General features: G+C 68.5%; 17 protein-coding genes, 1 tRNA gene, 1 other RNA gene and 1 pseudogene. 15 read left to right on the top strand and 5 right to left on the bottom strand.

The window, feature by feature from the left end; translation table 11 throughout:
• The first annotated feature begins 48 nt into the window (after nt 1-48).
• Nucleotides 49-1,983, top strand: a complete 1,935-nt coding sequence (locus RCH22_RS18750; protein WP_327015146.1) for a helicase HerA-like domain-containing protein — start codon at nt 49-51, stop codon at nt 1,981-1,983.
• 19 nt (nt 1,984-2,002) lie between these two features.
• Here RCH22_RS18750 and RCH22_RS18755 read toward each other — a convergent pair whose 3' ends face one another.
• Both RCH22_RS18755 and RCH22_RS18760 read right to left on the bottom strand, forming a co-directional pair.
• On the bottom strand, nt 2,003-2,479 hold the full coding sequence (locus tag RCH22_RS18755) for a hypothetical protein (RefSeq protein ID WP_327015147.1): 477 nt from the start codon (nt 2,477-2,479) through the stop codon (nt 2,003-2,005).
• A 279-nt stretch (nt 2,480-2,758) separates the two neighbouring features.
• Nucleotides 2,759-3,400, bottom strand: a complete 642-nt coding sequence (locus tag RCH22_RS18760) for a hypothetical protein (RefSeq protein ID WP_327015148.1) — start codon at nt 3,398-3,400, stop codon at nt 2,759-2,761.
• A 104-nt stretch (nt 3,401-3,504) separates the two neighbouring features.
• Between RCH22_RS18760 and RCH22_RS18765 the strand changes: the two genes are divergently transcribed.
• The 3 genes from RCH22_RS18765 to RCH22_RS18775 are packed head-to-tail and all read left to right on the top strand — an operon-like array spanning nt 3,505 to nt 5,852.
• Entirely contained in the window at nt 3,505-4,872 is a 1,368-nt protein-coding gene (locus tag RCH22_RS18765; RefSeq protein ID WP_327015149.1) for a potassium transporter TrkG, read from the top strand.
• Entirely contained in the window at nt 4,865-5,563 is a 699-nt protein-coding gene (locus RCH22_RS18770; protein ID WP_327015150.1) for a TrkA family potassium uptake protein, read from the top strand. The genes RCH22_RS18765 and RCH22_RS18770 overlap by 8 nt, the downstream gene beginning before the upstream one ends.
• A gap of 37 nt (nt 5,564-5,600) precedes the next feature.
• Complete coding sequence (locus RCH22_RS18775) at nt 5,601-5,852, top strand: hypothetical protein (RefSeq protein ID WP_327015151.1); 252 nt, start codon at nt 5,601-5,603, stop codon at nt 5,850-5,852.
• Nucleotides 5,853-6,291: 439 nt separating this feature from the next.
• Here the strand turns inward: RCH22_RS18775 and RCH22_RS18780 are convergent.
• Nucleotides 6,292-6,379: transfer RNA gene (locus RCH22_RS18780), tRNA-Ser, on the bottom strand.
• Between the two features lie 120 nt (nt 6,380-6,499).
• Between RCH22_RS18780 and ffs the strand changes: the two genes are divergently transcribed.
• The 4 genes from ffs to RCH22_RS18800 all read left to right on the top strand — a co-directional run bounded on the left by ffs (nt 6,500) and on the right by RCH22_RS18800 (nt 12,667).
• An RNA gene (gene ffs / locus RCH22_RS18785) (signal recognition particle sRNA small type) lies at nt 6,500-6,596 on the top strand.
• A 190-nt stretch (nt 6,597-6,786) separates the two neighbouring features.
• On the top strand, nt 6,787-9,255 hold the full coding sequence (locus RCH22_RS18790) for a phosphoketolase family protein (protein ID WP_327015152.1): 2,469 nt from the start codon (nt 6,787-6,789) through the stop codon (nt 9,253-9,255).
• 2 nt (nt 9,256-9,257) lie between these two features.
• Nucleotides 9,258-11,483, top strand: coding sequence for a phosphate acetyltransferase (pta, locus tag RCH22_RS18795; RefSeq protein ID WP_327015153.1), 2,226 nt, complete (start codon nt 9,258-9,260; stop codon nt 11,481-11,483).
• Nucleotides 11,480-12,667 carry an acetate kinase gene (locus RCH22_RS18800; protein WP_327015154.1) on the top strand — a complete coding sequence of 396 codons (1,188 nt, stop codon included), beginning with the start codon at nt 11,480-11,482 and terminating at the stop codon, nt 12,665-12,667. Before pta ends, RCH22_RS18800 begins: the two co-directional genes overlap by 4 nt.
• Nucleotides 12,668-12,893: 226 nt before the next feature.
• Here RCH22_RS18800 and RCH22_RS18805 read toward each other — a convergent pair whose 3' ends face one another.
• Together RCH22_RS18805 and RCH22_RS18810 are read right to left on the bottom strand one after the other, a co-directional pair.
• Entirely contained in the window at nt 12,894-13,886 is a 993-nt protein-coding gene (locus RCH22_RS18805; protein ID WP_327015155.1) for a hypothetical protein, read from the bottom strand.
• Between the two features lie 397 nt (nt 13,887-14,283).
• Entirely contained in the window at nt 14,284-15,069 is a 786-nt protein-coding gene (locus RCH22_RS18810) for a substrate-binding domain-containing protein (RefSeq protein WP_327015156.1), read from the bottom strand.
• A 27-nt stretch (nt 15,070-15,096) separates the two neighbouring features.
• Here RCH22_RS18810 and RCH22_RS18815 point away from each other — a divergent pair.
• From RCH22_RS18815 to RCH22_RS18845, 7 genes and pseudogenes are all read left to right on the top strand, one after another.
• Nucleotides 15,097-15,561 (top strand): annotated as a pseudogene (locus RCH22_RS18815) (beta-galactosidase); the annotation flags it as partial.
• A 302-nt stretch (nt 15,562-15,863) separates the two neighbouring features.
• Nucleotides 15,864-18,413 (top strand): DNA polymerase III subunit gamma and tau, encoded by a 2,550-nt coding sequence (locus RCH22_RS18820; protein WP_327015157.1) that lies wholly within the window; start codon nt 15,864-15,866, stop codon nt 18,411-18,413.
• Between the two features lie 3 nt (nt 18,414-18,416).
• A complete protein-coding gene (recR, locus tag RCH22_RS18825; RefSeq protein WP_327015158.1) occupies nt 18,417-19,016 on the top strand; it encodes a recombination mediator RecR in 600 nt (199 codons plus the stop codon).
• Between the two features lie 306 nt (nt 19,017-19,322).
• On the top strand, nt 19,323-20,663 hold the full coding sequence (locus RCH22_RS18830) for an aspartate kinase (protein WP_327015572.1): 1,341 nt from the start codon (nt 19,323-19,325) through the stop codon (nt 20,661-20,663).
• Nucleotides 20,664-20,776: 113 nt separating this feature from the next.
• A complete protein-coding gene (locus RCH22_RS18835) occupies nt 20,777-21,838 on the top strand; it encodes an aspartate-semialdehyde dehydrogenase (protein WP_327015159.1) in 1,062 nt (353 codons plus the stop codon).
• Nucleotides 21,839-21,937: 99 nt separating this feature from the next.
• Nucleotides 21,938-24,343, top strand: a complete 2,406-nt coding sequence (locus RCH22_RS18840; protein ID WP_327015160.1) for an EAL domain-containing protein — start codon at nt 21,938-21,940, stop codon at nt 24,341-24,343.
• Nucleotides 24,344-24,359: 16 nt separating this feature from the next.
• Nucleotides 24,360-26,012, top strand: a complete 1,653-nt coding sequence (locus tag RCH22_RS18845; RefSeq protein ID WP_327015161.1) for an ATP-binding protein — start codon at nt 24,360-24,362, stop codon at nt 26,010-26,012.
• Nucleotides 26,013-26,025 lie beyond the last annotated feature (13 nt).

A 26,025-nucleotide genomic window follows, 5' to 3' on the forward strand; every position in this document is an offset into this window, starting at 1 on the left:
CGGCCGGGATTTTGGCGCACGGATCGCGTGTGGGACTAGGATCGCGCCATGAATCCGAGCGACGCCGCCGATCACCTGTCCGAACTCCAGGCCGCAGCCGAGGCCGCGGTCGCCGCGGCCCGCCAGGCGCAGGCCGACGCCGAAGCCGCCCTCGCGAGAGTGCAGGCTGCGGCCGTTCAGGAGCAGGCGGATGCCGCGACGGCGACCGCACAGACCGGGTCCGACCGGGCGGCGCCGGTGCCGGCACCCGCGGCACCCGCGGCACCCGGGGCACCCGCGACATCCGCGGCACCCGCGACATCCGCGGCACACGCAACACCGCTCACGGCCGCCCAGGTCGACGTGATCCGGGCCGGCTACGCCTTCAGCGGGGCGGCGCTCGAGATGGGAGCCCTCGTCAACGGCGACGCCCTCGCCGACGTGCCGATCCGGATCCCGCTCGCGATGACCAACCGGCACGGCCTCGTCGCCGGCGCCACCGGAACCGGCAAGACCCGCACCCTGCAGGTGCTCGCCGAGCAACGCTCCGCGCACGGCGTGCCCGTGTTCGCCGCCGACATCAAGGGCGACCTGTCCGGGGTCGCGACCGCGGGCATCCCGAACGACAAGCTGCTGGCCCGCACCCGGGGCATCGGGCAGGACTGGACCGGCCAGGCCGCCCCGACCGAGTACTTCTCCCTCGGCGTCACCGGCCGCGGTGTACCGGTGCGCGCGACCGTCGCCGGGTTCGGCCCGCTGCTCCTCAGCAAGGTCCTCGGCCTCAACGACACCCAGGAGTCCAGTCTCGGCCTCGTCTTCCACTACGCCGACCAGGCCGGCCTGCCGCTGCTCGACCTCACCGACTTGCGCGCGGTCCTGAGCTTCCTGACGAGCCCGGCCGGCAAGGCCGGGCTCGCCGGACTCGGCGGACTGTCCCCGGCGACCGTCGGCGTGATCCTCCGCGAGCTGATCACCTTCGCCGACCAGGGCGCAGACGTGTTCTTCGGCGAGCCCGAGATCGATACCCGGGAGTTCCTCCGCACCGCGCCGGACGGCCGCGGCGTGATCAGCCTGCTCGAGGTGCCCGGCGTGCAGAACCAGCCAGCGCTCTTCTCGACGTTCCTGATGTGGCTCCTCGCCGACCTCTACAACGACCTGCCAGAGGTCGGCGACCTCGACAAGCCCAAGCTCGTGTTCTTCTTCGACGAGGCTCACCTGCTCTTCGCGAACGCCTCCAAGGACTTCCTCGCGTCGATCACCCAGACCGTGCGGCTCATCCGCTCGAAGGGCGTCGGTATCTTCTTCGTCACCCAGACCCCCAAGGACGTGCCCGGCGATGTGCTCGCCCAGCTCGGCTCCCGTGTGCAGCACCAGCTGCGGGCCTTCACCCCGGATGACGCCAAGGCGTTGCGAGCGACCGTCTCGACGTTCCCGAACTCCGGTTACGACCTCGAAGAGGTGCTCACCGGGCTCGGAACCGGCGAGGCGATCGTGACGGTGATGAACGAGAAGGGTGCCCCGAGCCCCGTGGCCTGGACGCGGCTGCGCGCGCCGCAGGGGTCGATGTCTCCGACTGCGGATGCCGCGATCGAGTCGGCCGTCGCGGCCTCGCCGCTCCTGGCGACGTACGGCGCCACGATCGACCGGGAGTCGGCGCGGGAAATCCTCGCGATCAAGCTCGAGGCGGCGAACCGGGCCGCGGCCAAGCAGCAGGCGGCACAGCAGGCGGCGCTCGATGCGGCGAAGGCGGCCGCGGAGCGCGAGAAGGTGGAGAAGGCCGCCGCCGCGCAGGAGGAGAAGGATGCGCGGGCCGGGGCGCAGGCGGACCGGAAGGCGCAGGCCGAATACGACCGGCTGATGCGGCAGACCGCGGCCCCGGCACGTACCCGCACGAGCGCGAAGCCGCAGAAGAGCGTGCTCGAGGAGGTGCTCGGGTCGTCCGTGACGAAGTCGATCCTGACCGGGGTCGTGGCCGGCATCTTCGGAACCCGCCGCCGGCGGTGAGCCGCCACCCGGCATCCGCTCAGTCGGTGTGGGAGGTGAAGCGGCGCTCGAACCAGTAGAGCAGCTCGGGCCGGGACCGGTTGAGGTCCAGCAGCGTCATCGGTTCGGCGACCCGCACGATCGGCGCATCGAGCTGTTCGACGATCATCTCCATCGCCCCGCGTGAATAGAACTGGCCGCGCATCCGCAGCAGCAGCCGGCCGTCGAGTCCCGTGATGAACAGCTGCGGATGCGTGTCGAGCGCGCCGCTTTCGTAGAGGTCGAGCAGCACGATGGTCCCGATCACGGACTTGTCGTAGCTCGTGACCCTGCCGAGGAAGCCGCGTTCGGAGACGCCGTCCCTGTCGACCCAGATCACAGTGCGGAAGAACGCGATCGCGGCGAGAACGCAGATGGCGACGAGGATGATCTGGCCGATGAAAACCGGTCGCCAGGAATCTGTCGGGATCGTGAGCCAGTAGAGAACGGCGGAAACCGGGGCGACGAGGGCCAGCACGGACAGACCGGACTGCCGGAGCAACCGGCCGTGCGGTCTCAGAGCGTGCGCCCGAATGAGCGGTCCCCTAGTGACTTTCACCTTAAGCGTTCCCCCTAGCCGGTGTACCCAGATTATCGCGAATGGGGGAGCGTGCCCGATAGCCACCTTAAAGGGGACAGTACCCCGCACCCCGGTGCCCGGGTCCGTGCGGGCAGACGCCGGAACCGGGCGGCACGAGGGGATCGGGCCGCCCGGTTCCTGGTGGAGGCTGCGGTGCAGCCGGTCGTGCGGGCCGGGTCAGCGGCCGAGGATGCCGCCGAGGTCGATTCCGGTGCCTGTGCCGTTCGTGGCGCCGGTGCTTCCAGAGCCGCTGAGGGCACCATCGACGATGTCGCTGACGCTCGCACCGATGTCGTCGACCGACGCCGAGGTGCCGTTGCCGGCCGGAGCGATGACGGGCGCGGTGACGGGCGCGGTCGTGTCGGTGGTGAGCGGGGCGGTCACGGGAGCCGTGACCGGGGCGGTCACCGGAGCGGTGACGGCCGTGTCGTTGCCGGAGGCGACCGGGACGTCGTTGCCGGACGCGACCGGGACGGAGGTGCCGTTGCCGATCGAGGCGCCGTTTCCGACGGAGTTGCCCGAGACTACCGGACCGGAGACCAGCGGGGCGTTCAGCACGCCGCCGCCGAGGGCATCCGTGCTGGTGCCGTTCGCGGTGGCCCCGTCCAGGCCCGACCCGTTCGTGTCGATGCCGCGCAGCGCGTCGTTCAGGACGCCGAGGTCGACCGTGTTGGCCAGGCTGCTGCTGTCACTGAACGACGGGGAGACCGTGCCGGTTTCCGCTGCCTGCGCCGGGGCGACGAAGCCGCAGACGATGAGGGCGGATGCCGCGATTCCGGTGATTCCGAATGCGGTGAGACGCTTCGTGATGGTGTTCATGAGAGCTCCATTTCGTAGTTCTGGTCCGGCCTCGGATATTCCCCGGGCCGCACACGTAGTCCGGAGCTCCCCTCGAAGCGGATTGGAATCCGTAGAGTGGGCTCGTGCCAGACTCTCCCAGCGTGCAGCGCCGCGCGCAGCCACCGAGATTCCGGGCGCACCCGGCCCAGGCCGGCGTCGCGGCCTTCGCGCTGGCGATCCTCGTCGGCACAGCGCTGCTGATGCTGCCGATCGCCCGGGTGGGTCCCGGCGGGTCGAGCCTGCTCGAGGCGATCTTCACCGCGACGAGCGCGGTCTGCGTCACCGGGCTCGTCGTCGTCGACACCGCGACGCATTGGACGCCCTTCGGGCAGGTCGTGATCATGCTCCTGATCCAGGTGGGCGGCCTCGGCGTCATGACGTTCGCGTCCGTCGTCGGGCTCTCGGTGTTGCGGAAGATGAGCCTCCGCTCCCGGATCACCGCCGCTGCCGAGGTCAAGAGCGTCGGACTCGAGGACGTGCGCGGTCTGGTGCTCGGCGTCGTGGGGACATCCGTGCTGATCGAGCTCTGCATCGCGGTGGTGCTGAGCCTGCGGTTCCTGTTCGGCTATGGCGAACCGCTCGGGAGGGCGCTCTGGCTCGGGCTGTTCCACGCGGTGTCCTCGTTCAACAACGCGGGGTTCGCCCTGTTCAGCGACAACATGATCTCCTACGCGACCGACCCGTGGATCTGCCTCCCGCTCGCCGCGGCGGTCATCCTCGGCGGTCTCGGCTTCCCCGTGCTCGTGCAGCTTCGCCGGTACCCGCGCCTGCCCCGGAAATGGGTGATGAACACCCGGCTCGTGCTCGCGGGCACCGTTGTGCTCCTCGTCGCCGGCACCGTGTACCTCACGGCAGTCGAGTGGTCGAATCCGTCGACCCTCGGGCCGCTGGGCTGGCCGGACAAGATCCTGGTCGGATTCTTCCAGTCTGTCCAGGCACGCACTGCGGGCTTCAACAGCATCGACTGGGGCCAGATGGACTCGGCGAGCCTGCTCGGCACCGACGTGCTCATGCTGATCGGCGGCGGCCCCGCCGGAACCGCGGGCGGCATCAAGATCACGACCTTCGCCGTGCTGTTCTTCGTCCTCGTCGCCGAGATTCGCGGCGAAGGGACGGTCACCGTGTTCGGCAAGCAGCTCGCCCGCTCGGTGCAACGCCAGGCCATCACGATCGTGCTGATCGCCGTGGCCGTGATCGCCTTCTCCACCGTCATCCTGATGCTCCTGACCGATTTCAGCCTCGACGCGCTGCTCTTCGAGGTGATCTCGGCCTTCGCGACCGTGGGGCTCTCGACCGGCATCACCGCGGCCTTTCCTCCCGGCGGGCAGGCGGTGCTGATGCTGCTCATGTTCATCGGCAGGCTCGGCCCGATCGCTTTCGCGTCCGCCCTCGCACTCCGGCAGCGGCCCAGCACCTTTGAACTCCCCATAGAAAGGCCGATCCTTGGCTAAGTTTTCCCTCTTCGGGCGTCGCTCGTCCTCCCGTCTCACCCAGGAGGACGCCGTAGTTGTGATCGGCCTCGGCCGGTTCGGCAGCTCACTCGCCCTCGAGCTGATGAAGAGCGGCACCGAGGTGCTCGGGATCGACGGCGACGCCGATATCGTCCAGGCGCACAACGGCCTGCTCACCCACGTCGTGCGCGCAGACTCGACGAAAGAGGAGACCCTCCGCCAGCTCGCCGTCGCCGACTTCAGCACAGCGGTCGTCGCGATCGGCGGCGACATCCAGGCGAACATCCTCACGGCGTCGCTGCTGCTCAAGCTCGGGATCGGCAACATCTGGGCAAAGGCGGTGAGCGAACCGCACGGCGCGATCCTCGACCAGCTCGGCGTGACCCACGTGATCTATCCGGAGAAGGACATGGGCAAGCGGGTCGCGCACCTCGTGCGCGGGGTGATGCAGGACTATCTCGAGATCGGCGACAACTTCGCCCTCGTCAAGATGGCGCCGCCACGCGTGATCGTGGGGGTCCCGCTCGGCGAGTCCCGGGTGCGTCCGGTGCACGGCGTGACCGTGACCGCATTCCTCCACGAGGGGGCCGGCTGGAGCTACACGACCCTCGAGACCGTCCTCGAGGCGGGCGACGTGATCCTCGTGGCCGGCGAGACCGAGCGGGTCGAGGCGTTCAGCCGGCTGCGCTGACGTCGGGGCTGAGGCCGGCGCCGCGTAGGCTCGCCCTATGAGTAGTGCAGCAGCGGCCGCCGCCCGTTTCGTTACAGCGGCCGCGGTCGGGACCCGCGTCGTCGTGCGCCGCACCATCGAGGGCGGGGTGACGGATGCCGTCGGCTACCTCCGCGCGTGCGGTCCGGTCGACTGCGTGGTCGAGACGAAACGCGGTCTCGTCACGATCGTGCTCGCCGAGATCGTGGCCGCGAAGGAAGTGCCGCCGCCGCCGGCGCCGCGTGCGCCGCGGCATCCGTTCGCCGACTGACGAGTCTCTACTGGCGCTGACTTGTCTTTACTGGCGGAGAATGGGGGATTCGGACCCCGGCTGTGGGCGCTGTGCGCTCACCCGCGGACTCGTACTACGTGGCGGAGAATGGGGGATTCGGACCCCGGCTGTGGGCGCTGTGCGCTCACCCGCGGACTCGTACTACGTGGCGGAGAATGGGGGATTCGGACCCCGGCTGTGGGCGCTGTGCGCTCACCCGCGGACTCGTACTACGTGGCGGAGAATGGGGGATTCGGACCCCGGCTGTGGGCGCTGTGCGCTCACCCGCGGACTCGTACTACGTGGCGGAGAATGAGGGATTCGGACCCCGGCTGTGGGCGCTGTGCGCTCACCCGCGGACTCGTACTACCTGGCGGAGAATGGGGGATTCGGACCCCGGCTGTGGGCGCTGTGCGCTCACCCGCGGACTCGTACTACCTGGCGGAGAATGGGGGATTCGAACCCCCGAGGGCTCTCACCCAACACGCTTTCCAAGCGTGCGCCATAGGCCACTAGGCGAATTCTCCTGGCCGGTCATTTCCCGAAGGTAACAACCTCGAAGAATCTTACCTGTTTCTGGAGGCGCTTGAGAACGCGCTGCGCAGGGACCTGCTTTTGGCTCGGTGGGGCTTTGCGCATAAACTGAGAGCGGCTCCTCGCGTGGCGCTATCTCGGCCAACTCCCCCAGGACGGAAACGTAGCAAGGGTAACTGGGCTCTGGTGGGTGCGCGAGGAGTTTTTTCATGCCCGCGCGGCCTCGAAAAGCGGTTTCCTCAGGGCACTCTGACGCCCACCCGGGCCGAGGTCTGGGCATACCGCGCACTAGTCACTGCGCGCGCGTTGCATACTGCCAATAATTCTGTGATAACGATTCCATATCTACTCATAGACTGGGCTATGCGCGGATCGCGCCCCGACAGTGCCGGAGGCACCCATGGTCAACACGTCCGATAAAACCTTCTTGTGGCCCACCCAGCAGCCACGTCCGCTGAGCGATGAAGCGCTCGCGAGCGTAGACGCCTGGTGGCGAGCCGCGAATTATCTTTCGGTGGGGCAGATCTACCTGCTCGACAATCCGCTACTGCGGGAACCGTTGACCCGCGACCACATTAAGCCTCGTCTGCTCGGGCACTGGGGGACGACCCCTGGACTCAACTTCATTTATGCCCACCTGAACCGCGCAATCCAGGAACGCAAGATCAGCACCCTTTATGTCACCGGCCCCGGCCACGGTGGGCCCGGCATGGTCGCCAACGCCTATCTCGACGGCACGTACACCGAGATCTACCCCGGTGTCGAGCAGAGCGAACGCGGCGTCAAGGCCCTGTTCCGCCAGTTCTCCTTCCCGGGCGGAATCCCGAGCCACGCCTCACCGGAGACCCCCGGTTCGATCCACGAGGGCGGCGAGCTCGGCTACGCCCTCAGCCACGCCTACGGCGCCGCGTTCGACAACCCCGACCTGCTCGTCGCGGCCGTCGTCGGCGACGGCGAGGCCGAGACCGGACCGCTCGCCACCAGCTGGCACTCCAACAAGTTCGTCGACCCGCTCGTCGACGGCGTCGTACTGCCGATCCTGCACCTCAACGGGTACAAGATCGCCAACCCGACCATCCTCGCCCGCATCCCCGAGGAGGAACTCCTCGACTTGATGCGTGGCTACGGCCACAAGCCGTACATCGTTTCAGGAGGATTCAACGAGGAAGACCCGCTCCTCGTGCACCAGCGCATGGCCGAGACCCTCGACGAGGTCCTCAACGAGATCGCCGACATCAAGGCCCGCGCCCTCGCCGACGACACTGAGCGTCCGCGCTGGCCGATGATCATCCTGCGCACCCCCAAGGGCTGGACCTGCCCGACCACGATCGACGGTCTCAAGGTCGTCGACTCCTGGCGCTCGCACCAGGTGCCGCTCAGCAACGCCCGCGACACCGAGGCGCACACCCGCCTCCTCGAGGGCTGGCTCGCCTCCTACCACCCCGAAGAGCTGTTCGACGAGTCCGGTGCGCCGGTCGCGAAGATCACAGGGCTCGCCCCGGACGGTGAGCTGCGGATGAGCGCGAATCCCGTCGCCAACGGCGGCCTGCTCCGCAAGGAGCTGCGCCTCCCGGACTTCCACGACTATGCGGTCGACGTTCCCTCCCCTGGAGCCACGACGGATGAGGCCACGAAGGTCCTCGGAACCTGGCTCGCGGATGTCATCAGGGACAACCCCGACAACTTCCGGATCTTCGGGCCGGATGAGACAGCATCCAACCGTCTCGCCCCCGCCGTGTTCGCTGCGACGGAGAAGACCTGGAACGCCGAATACCACGAGGGCGACACCAACCTCGAACGCGCCGGCCGCATCATGGAGATGCTCAGTGAGCACCAGTGCCAGGGCTGGCTCGAGGGCTACCTGCTCACCGGTCGCCACGGCCTGTTCAACTGCTACGAGGCCTTCATCCACATCGTCGACTCGATGTTCAACCAGCACGCGAAGTGGCTCAAGGTCACCCGCGAGATCCCGTGGCGCCGCTCGATCTCGAGCCTCAACTACCTGCTCTCCTCGCACGTCTGGCGCCAGGACCACAACGGCTTCTCCCACCAGGACCCGGGCTTCATCGACCACGTCGTGAACAAGAGCGCGGATGTCGTGCGCGTTTACCTGCCCTTCGACGCGAACACACTGCTCTCGATCTACGACCACTGCCTGCGCAGCGTCGACTACGTGAACGTCGTCGTCGCAGGCAAGCAGCCCGCACCGAACTGGCTCACCATGGACCAGGCCGTCGCGCACTGCGACCGCGGCCTCGGCATCTTCGACTGGGCAGGCACCGAAATCGCCGACACCGAACCGGATGTCGTCCTCGCCGCAGCCGGAGAGGTCCCGACCCTCGAGATCCTCGCCGCCGCCGCGATACTGCGCGAAGCGATGCCCGACCTCAAGGTCCGCGTCGTCAACGTCGTCGACCTGATGCGCCTGCAGTCCGAGGCGGACCACCCGCACGGACTCAGCGACGCCGAGTTCGACGCCTACTTCACCGCGAACAAGCCGATCGTGTTCGCCTACCACGGGTACCCGTGGCTGATCCACCGCCTGACCTACAAGCGCCACGGACACGCGAACCTGCACGCCCGCGGGTACAAGGAGAACGGCACGACGACGACCCCGTTCGACATGGTCATGCTCAACGACCTCGACCGGTATCACCTGGTGATGGACGTGATCGACCGCGTCCCCGGACTCGGCGCGCGCGCCGGTGTTCTCCGCCAGGAAATGCAGGATGCCCGCCTCCGCGCCCGGGACTACACGCGTGCATTCGGTGAGGACATTCCCGCGGTCACCGAGTGGGTGTGGGATGCAAACGGCATCGGCGCCACCCCGGTCGATGTGGGACTTTCGACCGGTGGGGATAACGTCTAATCGTGGCTGACAGCATTTACATCACCTCCGCCGAGGGTTATACAGGCAAATCTACGATCGCGCTGGGTGTTTTGGACACCCTGCTTCGTTCGGTCGAACGGGTCGGCGTCTTCCGTCCCGTCGCCCGTTCTTCCAACCATCCCGACTACGTGCTCGAGCTCCTGCTCGAGCACCTCTCCGCAGGCAAGGCCGCGAGTGCGACCGCCGCAACGAGCACCCCACTCACTTACGACGAATGCGTGGGCGTACATTATGACGAGGTCCACCTCGACCCCGATGCGGCACTCGGTCGTATCGTTCAGCGTTATAAGGCCGTCGAGGCCCAGTGTGACGCGGTCGTCGTCATCGGAAGCGATTACACCGACGTCGGCAGCCCCACCGAGCTCGCCTTCAACCTCCGCATCGCCGCCAACCTCGGCGTCCCTGTGCTTTTGGTTCTCGGCGGACGCGTGGGCTCCGGCCAGGGCGAGACGCTCAACCAGGATGACAGGCTCGGTCAGAGCGACCCGCGCACGCCGGACGACATCCGCCAGCTGACGGATGTCACCATCGCCGAACTGCGCAACGAGCACGTCTCGCTGCTCGGCGTCATCGTCAACCGGGCAGATCCGACGCGCCTGGACGACGTGATCGGCGCCGTCCGCGACGTCGTCGACGCCCCCGGAAGCGAACTCACGAACGTGCCCGTCTGGGCGCTTCCCGAGGACCCGTACATCGTCGCACCGAGCATGAAGAGCATCCTCAAGGCCGTGCAGGGAACCCTCGTCAAGGGGGACCCCGCACTCCTGTCCCGTGAGGCCCTCGGAGTCGTCGTCGCGGCGATGTCGATGGTCAACGTGTTGCCGCGCCTGTTCGACGGGGCCGTCGTACTCATCCCGAGCGACCGTCCCGATGTGCTCCTCGCCGTGCTGATGGCGAACTCCTCTGCGACGTTCCCCTCGATCGCGGGCATCATCCTCGTCGGCGGCTTCGACCTCCCGACGGAGATCGAACAGCTCGTCGAGGGGCTCGCTTCTTCGGTGCCGATCATCCGCACCGAACTCGCGTCCTACGAGGCCGCGGTGCGCATCACGCACACCCCCGGCCGGATGGCCGCGGATTCGCAGCGCAAGCTCGACACCGCGCTCGCCCTCTTCGAAGGCCACGTCGAGGCATCCGTTCTGCTCGACCGCCTCAAGGTGAGCCGCGCCGACGTCGTGACGCCGCTCATGTTCGAGTACACGCTGCTCGAACGTGCCCGGAAGAACCGCAAGCGAATCGTGATGCCCGAGGGGGAGGACGACCGCGTGCTGCGCGCCGCCGCGACCCTGCTGGCCCGCGATGTCGCCGACATCATCATTCTCGGGGAAGAGGTCGAGGTCCGCTCCCGCGCGATCGGGCTCGGCATCGATATCGGGAAGGCCCAGGTGATCAGCCCCTTCAACGAGGAGCTCCGCACCAAGTTCGCCACGGAGTACGCCCGCCTGCGCGCCCACAAGGGCGTCACCATCGACCAGGCCAGGGACGTCGTCACCGACGTGTCCTACTTCGGCACGATGATGGTGCAGATGGGACTGGCCGACGGCATGGTCTCCGGTGCGACGCACACCACGGCGCACACGATCCGCCCGAGCTTCGAGATCATCAAGACGCGCCCGAACACGTCCGTCGTGTCGAGCGTGTTCCTGATGGCCCTCGCGGACAAGGTCCTCGTCTACGGTGACTGCGCCGTGAACCCCGACCCGACCGCCGAGCAGCTCGCCGACATCGCCATTTCCGCTTCGGAGACGGCCGTCGAGTTCGGTATCGAACCGCGCATCGCGATGCTGTCGTACTCGACCGGCGAGTCGGGCAAGGGGGCGGACGTCGACAAGGTCCGCGCCGCGACCGCGCTCGTCCGCGAGCGTCGCCCCGACCTTCTCATCGAGGGCCCGATCCAGTACGACGCGGCAGCGGATGCTGCCGTCGCCGCTGTGAAGATGCCGGCTTCGGCCGTGGCAGGCAGGGCCACCGTCTTCATCTTCCCGGACCTCAACACCGGTAACAACACCTACAAGGCCGTCCAGCGCAGTGCTGGCGCCCTCGCGCTCGGCCCTGTCCTGCAGGGCTTGCGCAAACCGATCAACGACCTTTCCCGAGGAGCACTTGTGCAGGACATCGTCAACACCGTTGCGATCACCGCAATCCAGGCGGCGTCGCTCGACTCCGCTGCCGCCGCTGCTGCCGCGACTGCGACGGTCTCAGCATGAGCGCGGTCCTGGTCATCAACTCCGGTTCCTCGTCGTTCAAGTACCAGTTGATCGACATGAAGACGGAGACCGAGCTCGCGAGCGGTCTCGTCGAGCGCATCGGTGAGGCGAGCGGGCACGCCCGTCACGCCGCGGCCGGTTCCGACCGCGTCGAGCAGACGCTGCCGATCCCGGACCACACCGCCGGATTCGCCGTGATGCTCGCCGCGTTCGCCGCCAGCGGCCCGCAGCTCAGCACGGCGAACCTCGTGGCCGTCGGCCACCGGGTTGTGCAGGGTGGCAGCATCTTCCAGGGCCCGACCGTGATCGACGACGAGGTGCTCGCCCAGATCAGCGCGCTCTCCGACCTCGCGCCCCTCCACAACCCGGCACACGTGCAGGGCATCAACGCGGCCAGGGCGCAGTTCCCGGACGTGCCCCACGTCGCCGTCTTCGACACGTCGTTCCACCAGACGATGCCGGCACCGGCGTACACCTACGCGATCGACACCGCGCTGGCCGCCGAGTACGGGATCCGTCGCTATGGAGCACACGGCAGCTCGCACAAGTTCGTGTCCGAAGCCGCTGCTGAGTTCCTCGGCCGCCCGCTCGCCGAGCTCAAGACCATCGTGCTGCACCTCGGAAACGGGGCGTCGGCGTGCGCGGTCGACGGTGGAAAGTCCATCGACACCTCGATGGGACTCACCCCGCTGCAGGGACTCGTCATGGGTACCCGCTCCGGCGACATCGACCCCGCCGTGCTGTTCCACCTGCACCGCAAGGCCGGCATGTCGATCGAAGAGCTCGACACCCTGCTGAACAAGAAGAGCGGGATGCTCGGACTGACCGGCAATGGTGACATGCGCGACGTCGAGGACGCCGCCATAGCCGGGGACGCGGTCGCCCAGGCCGCCCTCGACGTCTACTACCACCGCATCCGCGGTTACGTGGGCAACTACATCGCCCAGCTCGGCGGGCTCGACGTGATCGTCTTCACCGCCGGTATCGGCGAGAATTCGGGAATCATCCGGGCCGGCGTCCTCTCCGGACTCGAATTCCTCGGCATCGAGATCGACCCGGCGAAGAACGACCCGTTCTCCCGGGTCGCCCGCGTCATCTCGACCGATGATTCGAAGGTCACCGTGCTTGTCATCCCGACGAACGAGGAGCTGGAGATCGCTCGCCAGACCCTCGCCGTCATCTAGCAGCACCGAAGTCGACGGCCGCTCCCTTCGGGGGGCGGCCGTCGCGTCGTTAACCCGCGAATGGAGCAGCGGTAGAGGGCCGCCGAGGCCGCCCTCAGAGTGTGGGCGGGGTCGGCGAACGTAATGTCGGAGATTTTCGCGACACACGGCATCCGCTGCCCGGTCGTGCGGCGTGTCGCGAAAATCTCCGACCTTACGGCGCGGCATCCGGCAGCGAGGCCGTGCTCTAGAACGGGTCGTGCTTCGCGAAGAGCACGGGTCCGACCTGGCGCGCTCGCACGTAGAGGGCGTCGTCGACCACACGTTTGATAGCTAGGAATGTCGTCTCCCACTCCAGCAGGACCTGGTCGTGCGTGAGTCGAATCGAACGCCGCCCGAGCGCCTCTGTCTTGAGGTCGCGAATGCGGTCCGGGTGGAACCGCTCGGGTCCGTGCCAGCGCGCACCGTCGATCTCGAGCGCGACGCAGTCCTCGACAAGCAGGTCCTCGTCGCCGATATCGCGCACCCGCACCTGCGCGACGACCGTGTACCAGGCGTGCCGGAGACGCCGGCGCACGATCGTCTCGAGCCCGGAGTCTGCCGTGAACTCGAGTTCGCGGATGCCCGGCTGCAGCCGCGCCGGAGCCGCACGACACAGCACGTCCACCTCGGCCCGCGTCAGTACCCCTTCGTGCACCGCGGACTCGAGGCACGCGATCGCATGTTCCTCGTCGAGGCAGCGCATCGCCTGCCACACCGCCTCCATCGGACCGACGAGCCAGGATCTCGCCCGGTCCGGGTAGCGCGGCGCGGCCCAGTGGTAGACGATGACGCGCCCCTCGCTCGTTCGCGACGGGCGCTTCCCGCGCCCGTTCGGCGGCACCTGCAGGTGCAGGGCGTCGTACGGCATACCGGTCCACACTCGCGCCGGCCCGAGGGCGCTCAGGCAGGTAACTCGTGCGTGCACTGCTGCGGCGTCGCGCTGGTCACGGCCGGCGTGTGGACACACATACGATCCGCGGGCGACGCGTTCGATCGTGCCGTCGGCGATGGCGGCCCGGACCCGCGCCGCCGTCACCCCGAACCGGCGCAGTTCGGCGGCCGTACTCGCGTGCCCGAAGCCGCAGAGAAACGTTGCAGGGGTGGTGGTGGCCGTAGCCGGGGCAGTTGTGGGGCGTGCGTCGTCGCTTGCGACCGTAGGCGCGGGGGCCGGGGCATTCCGGTTCTGTATCTCGTCCACGGGGTGAGGATGCCGCGCGCGCGCGAGACGGCAGGCGGGCCGAGGCGTGCCTGGGGAGAACCGCGCGGCCCCCGAGCCTGTGGGGGAGCCGTGTGCCGCCGGGTGCGGCCGGCTGCGGGGCCTCACAGGCGTAACGTCGGAGCTTCTCGCGACTCGCCGCATCCGCCGACTTTGCTCGCGGCGTGTCGCGAAAATCACCGACAGTGTGTGATTGAGGCGGGCGACAGCGGATGCCTGGCGCGAGTGAGTCCCGCAGGGCGTGCACGTGGTCGCTCCGACTTAACGTCGGAGATTCTCGCGACTCGCCGCATCCGCCGACTTTGCTCGCGGCGCGTCGAGAATATCTCCGACGTTGCGAAGCCGTGGGGCGTCATCGCACTCCGGGCCCCCGCCGGAGTCATCCGCCCACGACACGAGGTGCGTGCGAACGGCGCCTCAGGGGGTTTTGGGGGCTGTGCTTCCGCGCACCATGAGGTGCGTGGGCACGATCGTGGTGCCGGGAACGGACGCACCGGGGGGAATCGATCTGCCGCAGGAGCTTCTCGATGCAGAGCCGGCCCACCTGGGCGAAGTCCTGGTGCACCGTCGTCAGTGCGGGCCAGAATTCACCGGACTCGCGCATGGCGTCGAAGCCGACGACGCTCACGTCGGCGGGCAGGGCCCGGCCGGCTTCGTGCATCGCGCGCATCACACCGAGGGCCATCTGGTCGTTGGACGCGAAGATGGCCGTGACGAGCGGGTCGGCGGCGAGGGTCACCCCGTGAACGTAGCCGCTCTGCGCACTCCAGTCCCCTTCGAGCACGGGGGGCACCGGAGCAGCGGCCGCCTTCAGGGTGTTGCGCCACGACGCCGTGCGGCGACCGGCCGAGAAGGAGGACTCCGGGCCGGCGATGTGCCAGACCGTGCGGTGCCCGAGGTTGAGCAGGTGCTGGGTGGCCAGGCGGGCGCCCTCGGTCTGGTCGGTGTCGACGACCGTGTACCGGGAACCGGCGTCGGAGTCGACGATCACGACGGGAAGCCCGGTCGGCACGGTCACGTCGATCCGGTCGAGCATCGCGACCGCATCGAACGTGCGCATGTTGCCGACGCTCGACAGGGTGAACACGATCACGCCGATGGTGCTGAACCGGCCCGACTCGAGGGCGCGGGCGGCGCTGTTGGGCCGGTAGCCGATCTCATCCATGGCCGCGAGCACGCGGTCCCGGGTATCGGAATCATCACGGTGCCGCTCACCACGGTCGACCAGCCCACCGACCAGATGCTGACCGACGGCAGCCTTCCTGGCCTGCACAAGACCGGCTCGTTCGGGTCGCGGGCCACCGAACGACTGGCGACCCTGCGCCGCCACCAGCCGACAGGGCCGCTCGTGTGCGCCGAATTCTGGAACGGCTGGTTCGACCACCGGGGAGCCCACCACCACACCACCTCCGCGGAAGACTCGGCCCGTGAGCTCGACGACCTGCTGGCCACCGGCGCTTCCGTGTCGCTGTATATATTCACCGGCGGCACCAATTTCGGCTTCACCAACGGCGCCAACGACAAGGACGTGTTCCAGCCGACGGTCACCTCCTACGACTACGACGCGCCGCTCTCCGGGAGCGGGGAGGTGACGGAGAAGTACCGCGCCTTCCGCGAGGTGCTCGCCCGGTATGGGTCGGTGCCGGCTGAACTGCCAGAAGCCGTTCCGGGGGCGCCCACCTTCGAGGTCGAGCTCGATGAGTCGGTGACGCCCCGGGACGCCCTGCGCGAGCTGGCTGATCCGGCCGGCGAGCCCGTGCCCGGGCTGCCGAGAATGGATGCCGGGCCCGGTGCTGCCGGAGCGCAATGAGCTCCTCGTGCTGGTCCTGCACGGAACCGGAAGCACCCGGGCCCGTTTCGTGTCCCGCGCCGACCGCGGCCACACCGATTTCTCGCCGTCCCCGTCCCCCGCCCCGGCCCCCGGGAGGGACTGTCAGCGGTCCCGGCTACGATTGACCCGTGGTTACCGCCCTGTATCGCCGCTACCGGCCAGAGACCTTTGCCGAGATGATCGGCCAGTCCCAGGTGACCGAACCCCTGATGACGGCCCTGCGTACGAATCGGGTGAACCACGCGTACCTGTTCAGCGGCCCTCGCGGCTGCGGCAAGACCACGAGTGCGCGCATCCTCGCCCGCTGCCTCAACTGTGCAGAGGGCCCGACCGACACCCCGTGCGGGGTCTGCCCGAGCTGTGTCGAGCTCTCCCGCGACGGTGGCGGCTCGCTCGACGTCGTCGAGATCGATGCCGCGAGCCACAACGGCGTCGACGACGCCCGCGACATCCGGGAGCGCGCCATCTTCGCGCCCGCCCGCGACCGCTACAAGATCTTCATCCTCGATGAGGCGCACATGGTCACTCCGCAGGGCTTCAACGCCCTGCTCAAGATCGTCGAAGAGCCGCCGGAACACGTGAAGTTCATCTTCGCGACGACCGAGCCGGAGAAGGTCATCGGCACGATCCGCTCGCGCACCCACCACTACCCGTTCCGGCTCGTCCCGCCGGGCCCGATGCTCGAATACGTGCAGACGCTCTGCGAGAGCGAGAAGGTCGCCGTCGCACCCGGCGTGCTGCCGCTCGTCGTCCGCGCCGGCGGGGGGTCGCCCCGCGACACTCTCTCGCTCCTCGACCAGCTCATGGCCGGTTCAGACGACCACTCCGTGGAGTACGACCGCGCGGTCGCCCTCCTCGGCTACACGAGCGCGTCCCTGCTCGACGAGTCGATCGACGCGATCGCCGCCCGCGACCCCGCCGCAGCCTTCGACGCGGTCGACCGCGTCGTCCAGACCGGCCAGGACCCACGACGCTTCGTCGAAGACCTCCTCGAGCGCATGCGCGATCTCATCGTCGTAGCGGCGACCTCCGCAGCGGGTGCGTCCGCAGTGCTTCGCGGGGTCCCGCAGGACGAAATCGAGCGGATGGCCGTGCAAGCCGCCAAGTTCGGCCCGGCCGAGCTCTCCCGCACCGCCGACATCCTGAACGGCGCACTCACGGAGATGACCGGCGCGACCTCGCCCCGGCTGCACCTCGAACTCATGATCGCCCGCGTGCTGATCCCCGCGAGCGACGACTCCACCCGGGGGGCGCTCGCCCGCGTCGAACGGCTCGAGCGTCGCATCGGTGTGGGTACAAGCAGTGTTGGTACAAGCAGTGTGGGTACAAGCAGTGTCGATACGGGCTCGGCCGCATCGGTGCCTCCCAGCCGCGCCACGCCCGCCGTTTCGTCCCCGACGGATGCTTCGCACGCCCCCGCTTCACGCCCCGCACCGGTCGCCGATCGCGGTGCGCCGGCCCCCGAAGCCCCCACTGCCCCCGCGGCCGCCCCTTCTCCCTCGAGCGCACCGGCAGGTCAGGCATCCGTCGGGCCTGCGGCCGTTCCAGCGGCCCGCCCGATCGGGCCGGTCACCTTCCAGCAGGTCAAGGACGCCTGGCCGGAGGTCCTCGAGGCCGTCCAGATCGCCAAGACGAGCGCGTGGCTGGTGCTTTACACGGCGAACGTGCTCGAATTCCGAGACGGGGACCTCCTCGTGCTTTCGTTCCCGAGCCAGAAGGACGTCGCCGGCCTCAAGCAGACCGCCGCGCCGGGGGAGGGTGTCGGCGACTGCCTCAAGCGGGCGGTCAACTCGGTCCTCGGCTTCACGCCGCGTCTCCTCGCCAGGGTCAACGAGCCCGGAGCGCCAACGCCCGGCGCCGGCGCATCAGCGGTGCCCAGTGCGTCGCCCGTGCCTGAGCCACAGACATCGAGCCCTGCCGCCGCCGGGTCGCAGGCCGCAGCGTCGGCCACTGCGGTGAGCGACGGCGCAGCCGACATACCGTTCCGACGCCCGGACGCGTCAGCATCACAGACCGGCCCCTCGGCCGCCGCCGGGTCCAACGCCCCGACCCGGGCATCCGCTCAGTCGGAATCGGCACCGCGGTCCACCCCCGTCGAGTCGACCGGCTCCGTCACAGCCTGGGCGACCGTCGCGATTCCGGGCGCCGGCGACGCGTCCACCGGGGCGACGGCCCCCGCGACCGCACCTGCCCGGACCGGCACGCCGGCTTCCGCAGCACCGAACGCGGCAACACCGGCACCCCCGGCTCCGGCGGCGCCCGGCCCCACGGCATCCGCTGCCCGACAGAGTGAACCGCCCTACGACGACGAACCGCCGCCCTACGATGACAGCGACGTTCCGCCGGACGACGACGCACCTCCGGAGCACGCGGCCCCCGGCCGGTCGGGCAGCGCCCGCCAGGCGACGGCGCCGCGCCAGCCGCAACGGGCGCCCCAGCCGTCCCAAGCTCAGCCCCAGCCGTCCCAGGCCCAGGCCCAGGCGAGCCAGGCGCAGCCGGCACCGGTCGACCGCAACGTCACGCACACCGGGCCGAACACCATCACCCCGAACGGCAGGCGCAGCCCGGCCTTCGAGGAGAAGCAGCGCTACGGGGAATCCGTCGTCCGCGAGGTCCTCGGTGCGACCTTCCTCGAAGAACAGCCCTACGAACCGGCACCCCGAACCAGAGGCGACTGACCCATGTACGAAGGAATCGTCCAGGAACTGATCGACGAACTCGGCCGCCTGCCCGGAATCGGGCCCAAGTCCGCGCAGCGCATCGCGTTCCACATTCTGCAGACCGAGAGCTTCGACGTCACCCACCTCGCCAATGTCCTCCTCGAGGTGCGCGACAAGGTGCGCTTCTGTGAGATCTGCGGCAACGTCTCCGAGCAGCCGACGTGCATGATCTGCCGCGACCCGCGCCGCAACCCCGCGATGATCTGCGTCGTCGAAGAGGCCAAAGACGTCGTGGCGATCGAGCGCACTCGCGAGTTCAAGGGGCTCTACCACGTGCTCGGCGGCGCGATCAGCCCGATCGACGGGATCGGACCCGACCAGCTCCGCATCCGCCAGCTGCTGCAGCGCCTCTCCGACAACACCGTCCAGGAGGTCATCATTGCGACCGACCCGAACCTCGAGGGCGAGGCGACGGCGGCCTACCTGTCGCGCCTCCTGACGACCCTGGAGATCACGGTCACCCGGCTCGCCTCCGGCCTGCCCGTCGGTGGCGACCTCGAGTACGCCGACGAGGTCACCCTCGGCCGTGCCTTCGAGGGTCGACGTACCGTCACCGGCTGACCGTGTGACCGGCTGACTGTCTGTCCGTCACGAGCCGACCGTCACGAGCCGACCGTCACGAGCCGACCGCATCGACGGCACGGTCATCGCGACACGTCACGCGCCAGGTGCGCCGCTTCGTGCCACGCGTGCCTGGCGCGAAGCGGCGAAAATGGCGCGTCGGGCGCAGCCGGGGGAGGCGGATGCCGCCGGTCGACACATCGCGTGCGCGGCGTCACATTGCCGGTGCCGAATACATCAGCATTTAGGATGGAAGACGGGGCAATGCCCGCCATGCCCGCAGACCCGAACCCCCAGGAGCGCCACGTGAGCTTGATCGTGCAGAAGTTCGGCGGATCATCCGTCGCAGACGCCGAAAGCATCAAGCGCGTCGCCAAGCGCATCGTCGACACCCGCAAGGCCGGCAACGAGGTCGTCGTCGCCGTCTCCGCGATGGGCGACTCCACGGACGAGCTCCTCGACCTCGCCCACCAGGTCACCCCGATCCCGGCGCCGCGCGAGCTCGACATGCTCCTCACCGCAGGCGAACGCATCTCCATGGCCCTTCTCGCCATGGCGATCAAGAGCATGGGCTACGACGCGCGCTCCTTCACCGGCAGCCAGGCCGGCATGATCACCGACGCGCACCACGGCGCCGCGCGCATCGTCGACGTCACGCCCGGTCGCATCCGCTCGGCTCTCGACGAGGGCGCCGTCGCGATCGTCGCCGGCTTCCAGGGCTTCAATCGCGACACCATGGACATCACTACCCTCGGTCGCGGCGGCTCGGACACCACGGCCGTCGCCCTCGCTGCCGCCCTGAACGCCGACATCTGCGAGATCTACACGGATGTCGACGGCGTGTTCACCGCGGACCCGCGCGTCGTTCCCCGGGCGCACAAGCTCGACCGCATCTCGAGCGAGGAAATGCTCGAGCTCGCCGCCGCCGGCGCCAAGGTCCTCTACATCCGGGCCGTGGAATACGCTCGCAGGCACGGGGTGACCCTGCACGTGCGTTCATCCTTCAACAACAATCTCGGCACGATCGTGTACAACCCCGACACGACCGACCCGGCGACCGCGCTCCCGGATGGAACCGTCGGCACGCCTCCCGTTTCCAGTACGACCGAATCCCTGATCGGAGAAAAAGTGGAAGAGCCCATCATCGCCGGGATCGCCGCCGACCTCAGCGAGGCGAAGGTGACCGTCGTCGGCGTTCCCGACATCCCCGGCAAGGCCGCGCAGATCTTCAAGATCGTCGCGAACACCAACGCCAATGTCGACATGATCGTGCAGAACGTGTCGGCCGCCGCAACCGGGCTGACCGACATCTCCTTCACCCTTCCGAAGTCGGAAGGACAGCGGGTCCTGACCGCGCTGACGAACGAACGGGGAAACGTCGGGTTCGCGAGCCTGCAGTACGACGACCAGATCGGCAAGCTCGCCCTCGTCGGCGCAGGCATGCGCACCAACACCGGTGTCTCCGCGAAGCTGTTCGCCGCACTCTACGAGGCAGGGATCAACATCGAGATGATCTCGACGAGCGAGATCCGCATCTCCGTCGTCACCCGCGCGGACACCATCAACGAGGCGCTCCGGGTCGTGCACACAGCATTCGACCTCGACGACGACGCCGAGGCCGTCGTGCACGGCGGCACCGGCCGCTGAGCCGCGCCGTCCCGGCATCGCCGGGCGCCGAGCCACACACACCGCGTCACCCGCAGTTAGACCGTCAGACAGCACGACAGACAGCACGACAGACAGATACTAGGGAAGAAACCGTGAGCAGCACAGCAGGAATCCACATCGGAGTCGTCGGGGCAACCGGCCAGGTGGGCGCCGTCGTCCGGCACCTGCTCGAGCAGCGGGACTTCCCGGTTGCGGGCATCCGCTACTTCGCCTCTGCCCGTTCGGCCGGAACCACCCTGCCGTGGAAGGACGACCGGATCGTCGTCGAAGACGCCGCGACGGCCGACCCGACCGGGCTCGACATCGCGATCTTCTCCGCCGGGGCGACCTTGTCCAAGGTCCAGGCCCCCCGGTTCGCCGCTGCCGGCGTCACCGTGATCGACAACTCGTCCGGCTGGCGGATGGACCCCGACGTTCCCCTCGTCGTCAGCGAGGTCAACCCCGAAGCCATTCACCAAGCCGTCAAGGGCATCATCGCGAACCCGAACTGCACCACGATGGCCGCGATGCCCGTGCTCAAGGTCCTGCACGACGAAGCCGGGTTGCAGCGCCTGATCGTGAGCACCTACCAGGCCGTGTCCGGAAGCGGCCTCGCCGGCGCCCAGGAACTGGCGAGCCAGATCCGCGCCGCCGCGCACAGCGACAACCTTCTCCAGCTCGTCCACGACGGGTCCGCCGTCCCGATGCCCGAACCCGTGCTGTACGTGCGCCCGATCGCCTTCGACGTCGTTCCGCTCGCCGGTTCGATCGTCGACGACGGGCTCTTCGAGACGGACGAGGAAAAGAAGCTGCGCAACGAGAGCCGCAAGATCCTCGAACTGCCCGACCTGCTCGTCTCGGGCACCTGCGTGCGGGTGCCGGTCTTCACCGGCCATTCCCTGTCCATCAACGCCGAATTCGCGAACCCGCTCTCGGTCGCCCGTGCGCTCGAGCTGCTCCGGGATGCTCCGGGCGTCGTGCTCACGGACGTCCCCACTCCGCTCGAGGCTGCAGGCAAGGACCCGAGCTTCGTCGGCCGGGTCCGCCAGGACCCCGGAGTGCCGGATGGGCGCGGACTGGCCCTGTTCATCACCAACGACAACCTCCGCAAGGGCGCCGCTCTCAACGCCGTCCAGATCGCCGAACTCGTCGCCGCGGACCTGCTCGCGTCCTGACCGACGGTGACTTTTCCGGTCGCGGAGGCGACCGCCGGACCACGTGCAGTACTGTGGAACACCATGGGCGGGTATCGCGTTTCAGAGGGCGCGCGGCGCGTGATCATCGCACTCTTCGCGACCATCGCCGGCGTCGTCGTGGTCTCCGCGATCCTGTCGCTGACCGGTCAGCCGGGGTCAGCCTGGTGGGTCGCCGCCACCGGTGTTTTCTGCGCCGCGGCGCTCAACGTCTGCTGGGTACGCCTGGGCCCTGAACGGCATCGCAGCCCCGTCGTGAGCCTGCCCATCCTGGTGCTGCCCGTGCTCTTCTCCGTCGTCAGTCCCCTGGCCGCGGCCGGCACCATCGTCCTCGGAGTGCTGCTCATCGTCCTGGTGCGCTCCCGACGCGTCGACGTCGCCCTCTACAGTGCCGGACTGGCGGGAACCGGCAGCGCCGCGGCCATCGCCGTCCTCGCAGGCGCGACCGCCTTCGGACTCCCCAGTTACCTCGCCGCCGCATGCGCTGGCGCCGGGTATGTCGCTATCGTGGCGATCATCGAATACCTGCGGATGGTGTTGGTCCGGCCGATCGCGAACCGCACAGGCCCCCTGATCGCGCCTGCGCGGCTGGCGCTGATGGTCCTCGGCTGCGCAGTCCTGTCCGCGCTCGTCGTAGTCTTCCACGACGCCGGTCTGGCCGTCAGCCGGGACCCGATCGTGTTCGTGATCGCGACCCTGCTCGCCTTCACCCTCGCCGGCGTCGGAATCAAGCTCATCGGCCGCGTCGTCACGATGCGCAGCCGGCTCACCGGCCTCATCACGGGCGCGGCCGCGCTCGGCGCCGCCGGGCGCGAGGACATCTCCGCCGGCCGGGTCCAGTCAGGGCCGGAGGACGACGCCGAAGCGACCGCCCGGGTCCTCGCACTGCTTCACGAGGCCGTGCGGACGACCATCGGCGTCGAGTACGTTGCCGTGCGCGACCACGCGGCGCGCGTCGGGGAGATCAGCGCCCCCATCCTGCTGTCCGAGTCCGACACCCGGTTCGTCGTCGCAGGCCGCGAGCCGATGGGCGGCGTCTTCACCGCCGACGACAAGAGCGCACTCAACGCCCTCGCCCGCGCGGCCGAACTCGCGATGAGCGCCCACTACAACATCGGCGGCCTCACCGCCCGCGCCAACACCGACCCCCTGACCGGCCTGCCGAACTACCGGGCCTTCCAGACGGCGCTCGCGAACATCAACGACCACCGTGACTATTCCGAGGCCCTCGCCGTCCTGTTCCTGGACCTCGATGACTTCAAGCGCCTCAATGACCGGCACGGCCACCAGAGCGGAGACGACCTGCTCAGGGAACTCGGCCGCAGGCTGCGCACGGTCGTGCGACCGAGCGACGTCGTCGCTCGCGTTGGCGGCGACGAATTCGTCGTGATCCTCACCCACCTGGCCTCGCTCGGCGAGGCGAAGGAGATCGCCGAGCGTATCCTCGAGACCTCCGTGCAGCCGCTCACCCTCGGCTCGAGCAACTACACCCCGACGCTCAGCATCGGCCTCGCCTATTCGGCCCATCGGGAGACGGATGTCTCCCAGCTTGTGCAGGACGCCGACCGGGCCATGCTCGCGATCAAGAAGTCGCGGCGCCACGGCGGACCGGCCAACGAGAGCAGCATCAACATCTCGAGCCACCGCTCCTCCCAGATCAACGACATCATCGCGCACGCCATCGACGAGGATCTCCTCGAGCTCGCGTTCCAGCCGATCGTCAGCCTCGTCACGGGCCAGATCTGGGCGTTCGAGGCACTTGTCCGCTACAACGACCCCGTTCTCGGCCCGCTGTCGCCGCCGTCCATCGTGGAGAAGGCCAAGGGACTCGGCCGGATGGACGCCCTCACCCGGCAGGTCGCCGTGAAGGCCATGGCCGCGGCCGCCGACTTCCGCCTCGTCGAACCCCGGGTCACCTGCATGGCCATCAACGTCGAGGCCGGGCAGATTGTGCCCGACCGGGTCGGCACCTTCATGGAAGACCTCGCCGGACGGTATCCGGGAATCTCGCTGTGCCTCGAACTCAACGAGCGTTCCGTCGCCCGGGTGACCCCCGCCATCCGCTCGCAGGCCGACCGGCTGCGCGACCTGGGGCTGCTGATCGCCCTCGACGACTACGGGTCCCAGGACTCCTCGGTGGACGCGCTCGTGCGGATGCCCATGGACATCCTGAAGATCGATCGCAGCCTCGTCGATGACCTCGACGACATCCGCCAGCGTGAGGTGCTCACCGCGCTTCAGGGCTTCGGCGACAACCTCGAATACTCGATGATCGTCGAGGGCGTGGAGAACGAGGCGATGGTCAGGCACCTTGCTGCCATCGGCATCCGCAGCGCCCAGGGTTTCCACTACGGCGTTCCGGAGAGTTTTGAGAAGACCCTGTCTCGTCTCGAGCGCTATGGGGCCGCAGCGGTCGTCCCGGTTGGTGACCTCCCGATCGGTCCACCCGTTGGAGCAGAGACTCCTGCTGCAGCCCCGGCGCCCTGACCGATAGTCTCAGTCCATGAGTGAGACCGGGATGGACCGCGCAGTGGGGTCGAATCTGTCGCGCCTCGACCGTTCCGTCTTCCTCTCCCAGCTTCTCCTCTCCGGGGCGACCCTGTTCCTCGTCGCTGTCACCGGGCTCACCGCGATCCAGCGGCTGAGCTCCCTGATGTTCTTCCTCGGTGTGCTCCTGATCTTCATCGTCACGGCCGTCAGTGCCCTCGTCACCTGGAGCGACCACTCCAAGAACTGGATCGTCCTGCTTCCCGTCGTCGACATCATCGCGATCGTGCTGATCTGGCAGTCCGCGACCGCGATCGGCGCGAGTTTCCTGCTGGTGCTTCCCGTGATCTGGCTGTCGACGCACTTCGGAGCGCGGGGTGCGACGGGGAGCGTCATCCTGGCGGCCGTCATGTTCTGGGGCGGAACACTTTTCCGTTCCGTGCCCATTTCCCTGGCCGACGTTCCCCAGCTCGCGATAATCCCGGCGATGCTGGGCTTCGTCGCGGTGACGACGCACCTGACGACCAAGCGCGCAACGGCGCAGCGGGTGCTCCTGACCCAGCAGGCCGGCCTGTTCGAGTCGGCCCTGCGACGTTCACGCCGCCAGGAGCAGACCCTGGACGAACTCTTCAACGCTGTGGACTTCGGGGTCGTCGGATTCGATCGCGCTTCCAGGGCGAATTTCCTGAACCGTGCCCAGCGCGAGTTGCTCGCCCTTTACGGCACGACTGACAACCGGCCGGCAGTCGTCAGCACGGTGTTCTACGAAGACAGGGTGACCCCGTACGACGAGGTGGACCGGCCGTACTCCCGGGCGCTCCGCGGGGAGACAATCGACCGCCTCACTGTCTGGGTCGGCGAACCCGGCCAGCAGCAGGCGGCCCTCCTGGTCTCCGCGCGGCCGATCACCGACGAGAACGGCGACTACGACGGCGGTGTCATGGTCTCGCGGGACGTGACCGCGGAAGTCAGGGCGATCCAGGCCCGCGACGACCTCGTCGCCTCGGTGTCCCACGAGTTGCGCACGCCGCTCACGTCCATCCTCGGCTACCTCGAACTCGCTCTCGATGACGAACGGCTCGACCCGTCGACCAGGGGCATGCTCGAGGTCGCGTCGAAGAACTCCGACCGACTGCTCGAGATGGTCGCCGGACTGCTCACCGACGCGAGTGGTTCGAAGCACGAGCCTCCGCTCAACGTCGCCCCGTGCGACCTGGCCGGGATCGTCGCGGACGCTCTCGAGTCCGCCGGCCCGTCAGCCTCCAAACGCAGCATCGCGTTCGATGTCGAGGCCCTTCCCGCCGTCACGGTCGAAGCGGATGCCTTCCGGTTACGGCAGGTCGTCGACAACGTCCTCTCGAACGCGATCAAGTACAACGTCGAGTCCGGGCGGATCGGGGTGACGCTGGCCGTCGCCGACGGGCTGGCGGAACTGCGGATCTCGGATACCGGCAGGGGGATGACGGCCGAGGAACAGACCAAACTGTTCGACAGGTTCTACCGTGCGGACTCCGTGCGGAATTCGAGCGTGCACGGCACCGGGCTCGGGCTGAGCATCAGCAGGGACATCATGCGCAAGCACGGGGGCGACCTGCGCCTCGAATCCACCAAGGGCAAAGGCTCGGTGGCGGTCTTCACGCTACCCCTGACGTCCGTCGCCAGCCGGTAGACTGCCCTCAGAA

The organism is Cryobacterium sp. GrIS_2_6 (assembly GCF_035984545.1).
GTDB lineage: Bacteria > Actinomycetota > Actinomycetes > Actinomycetales > Microbacteriaceae > Cryobacterium.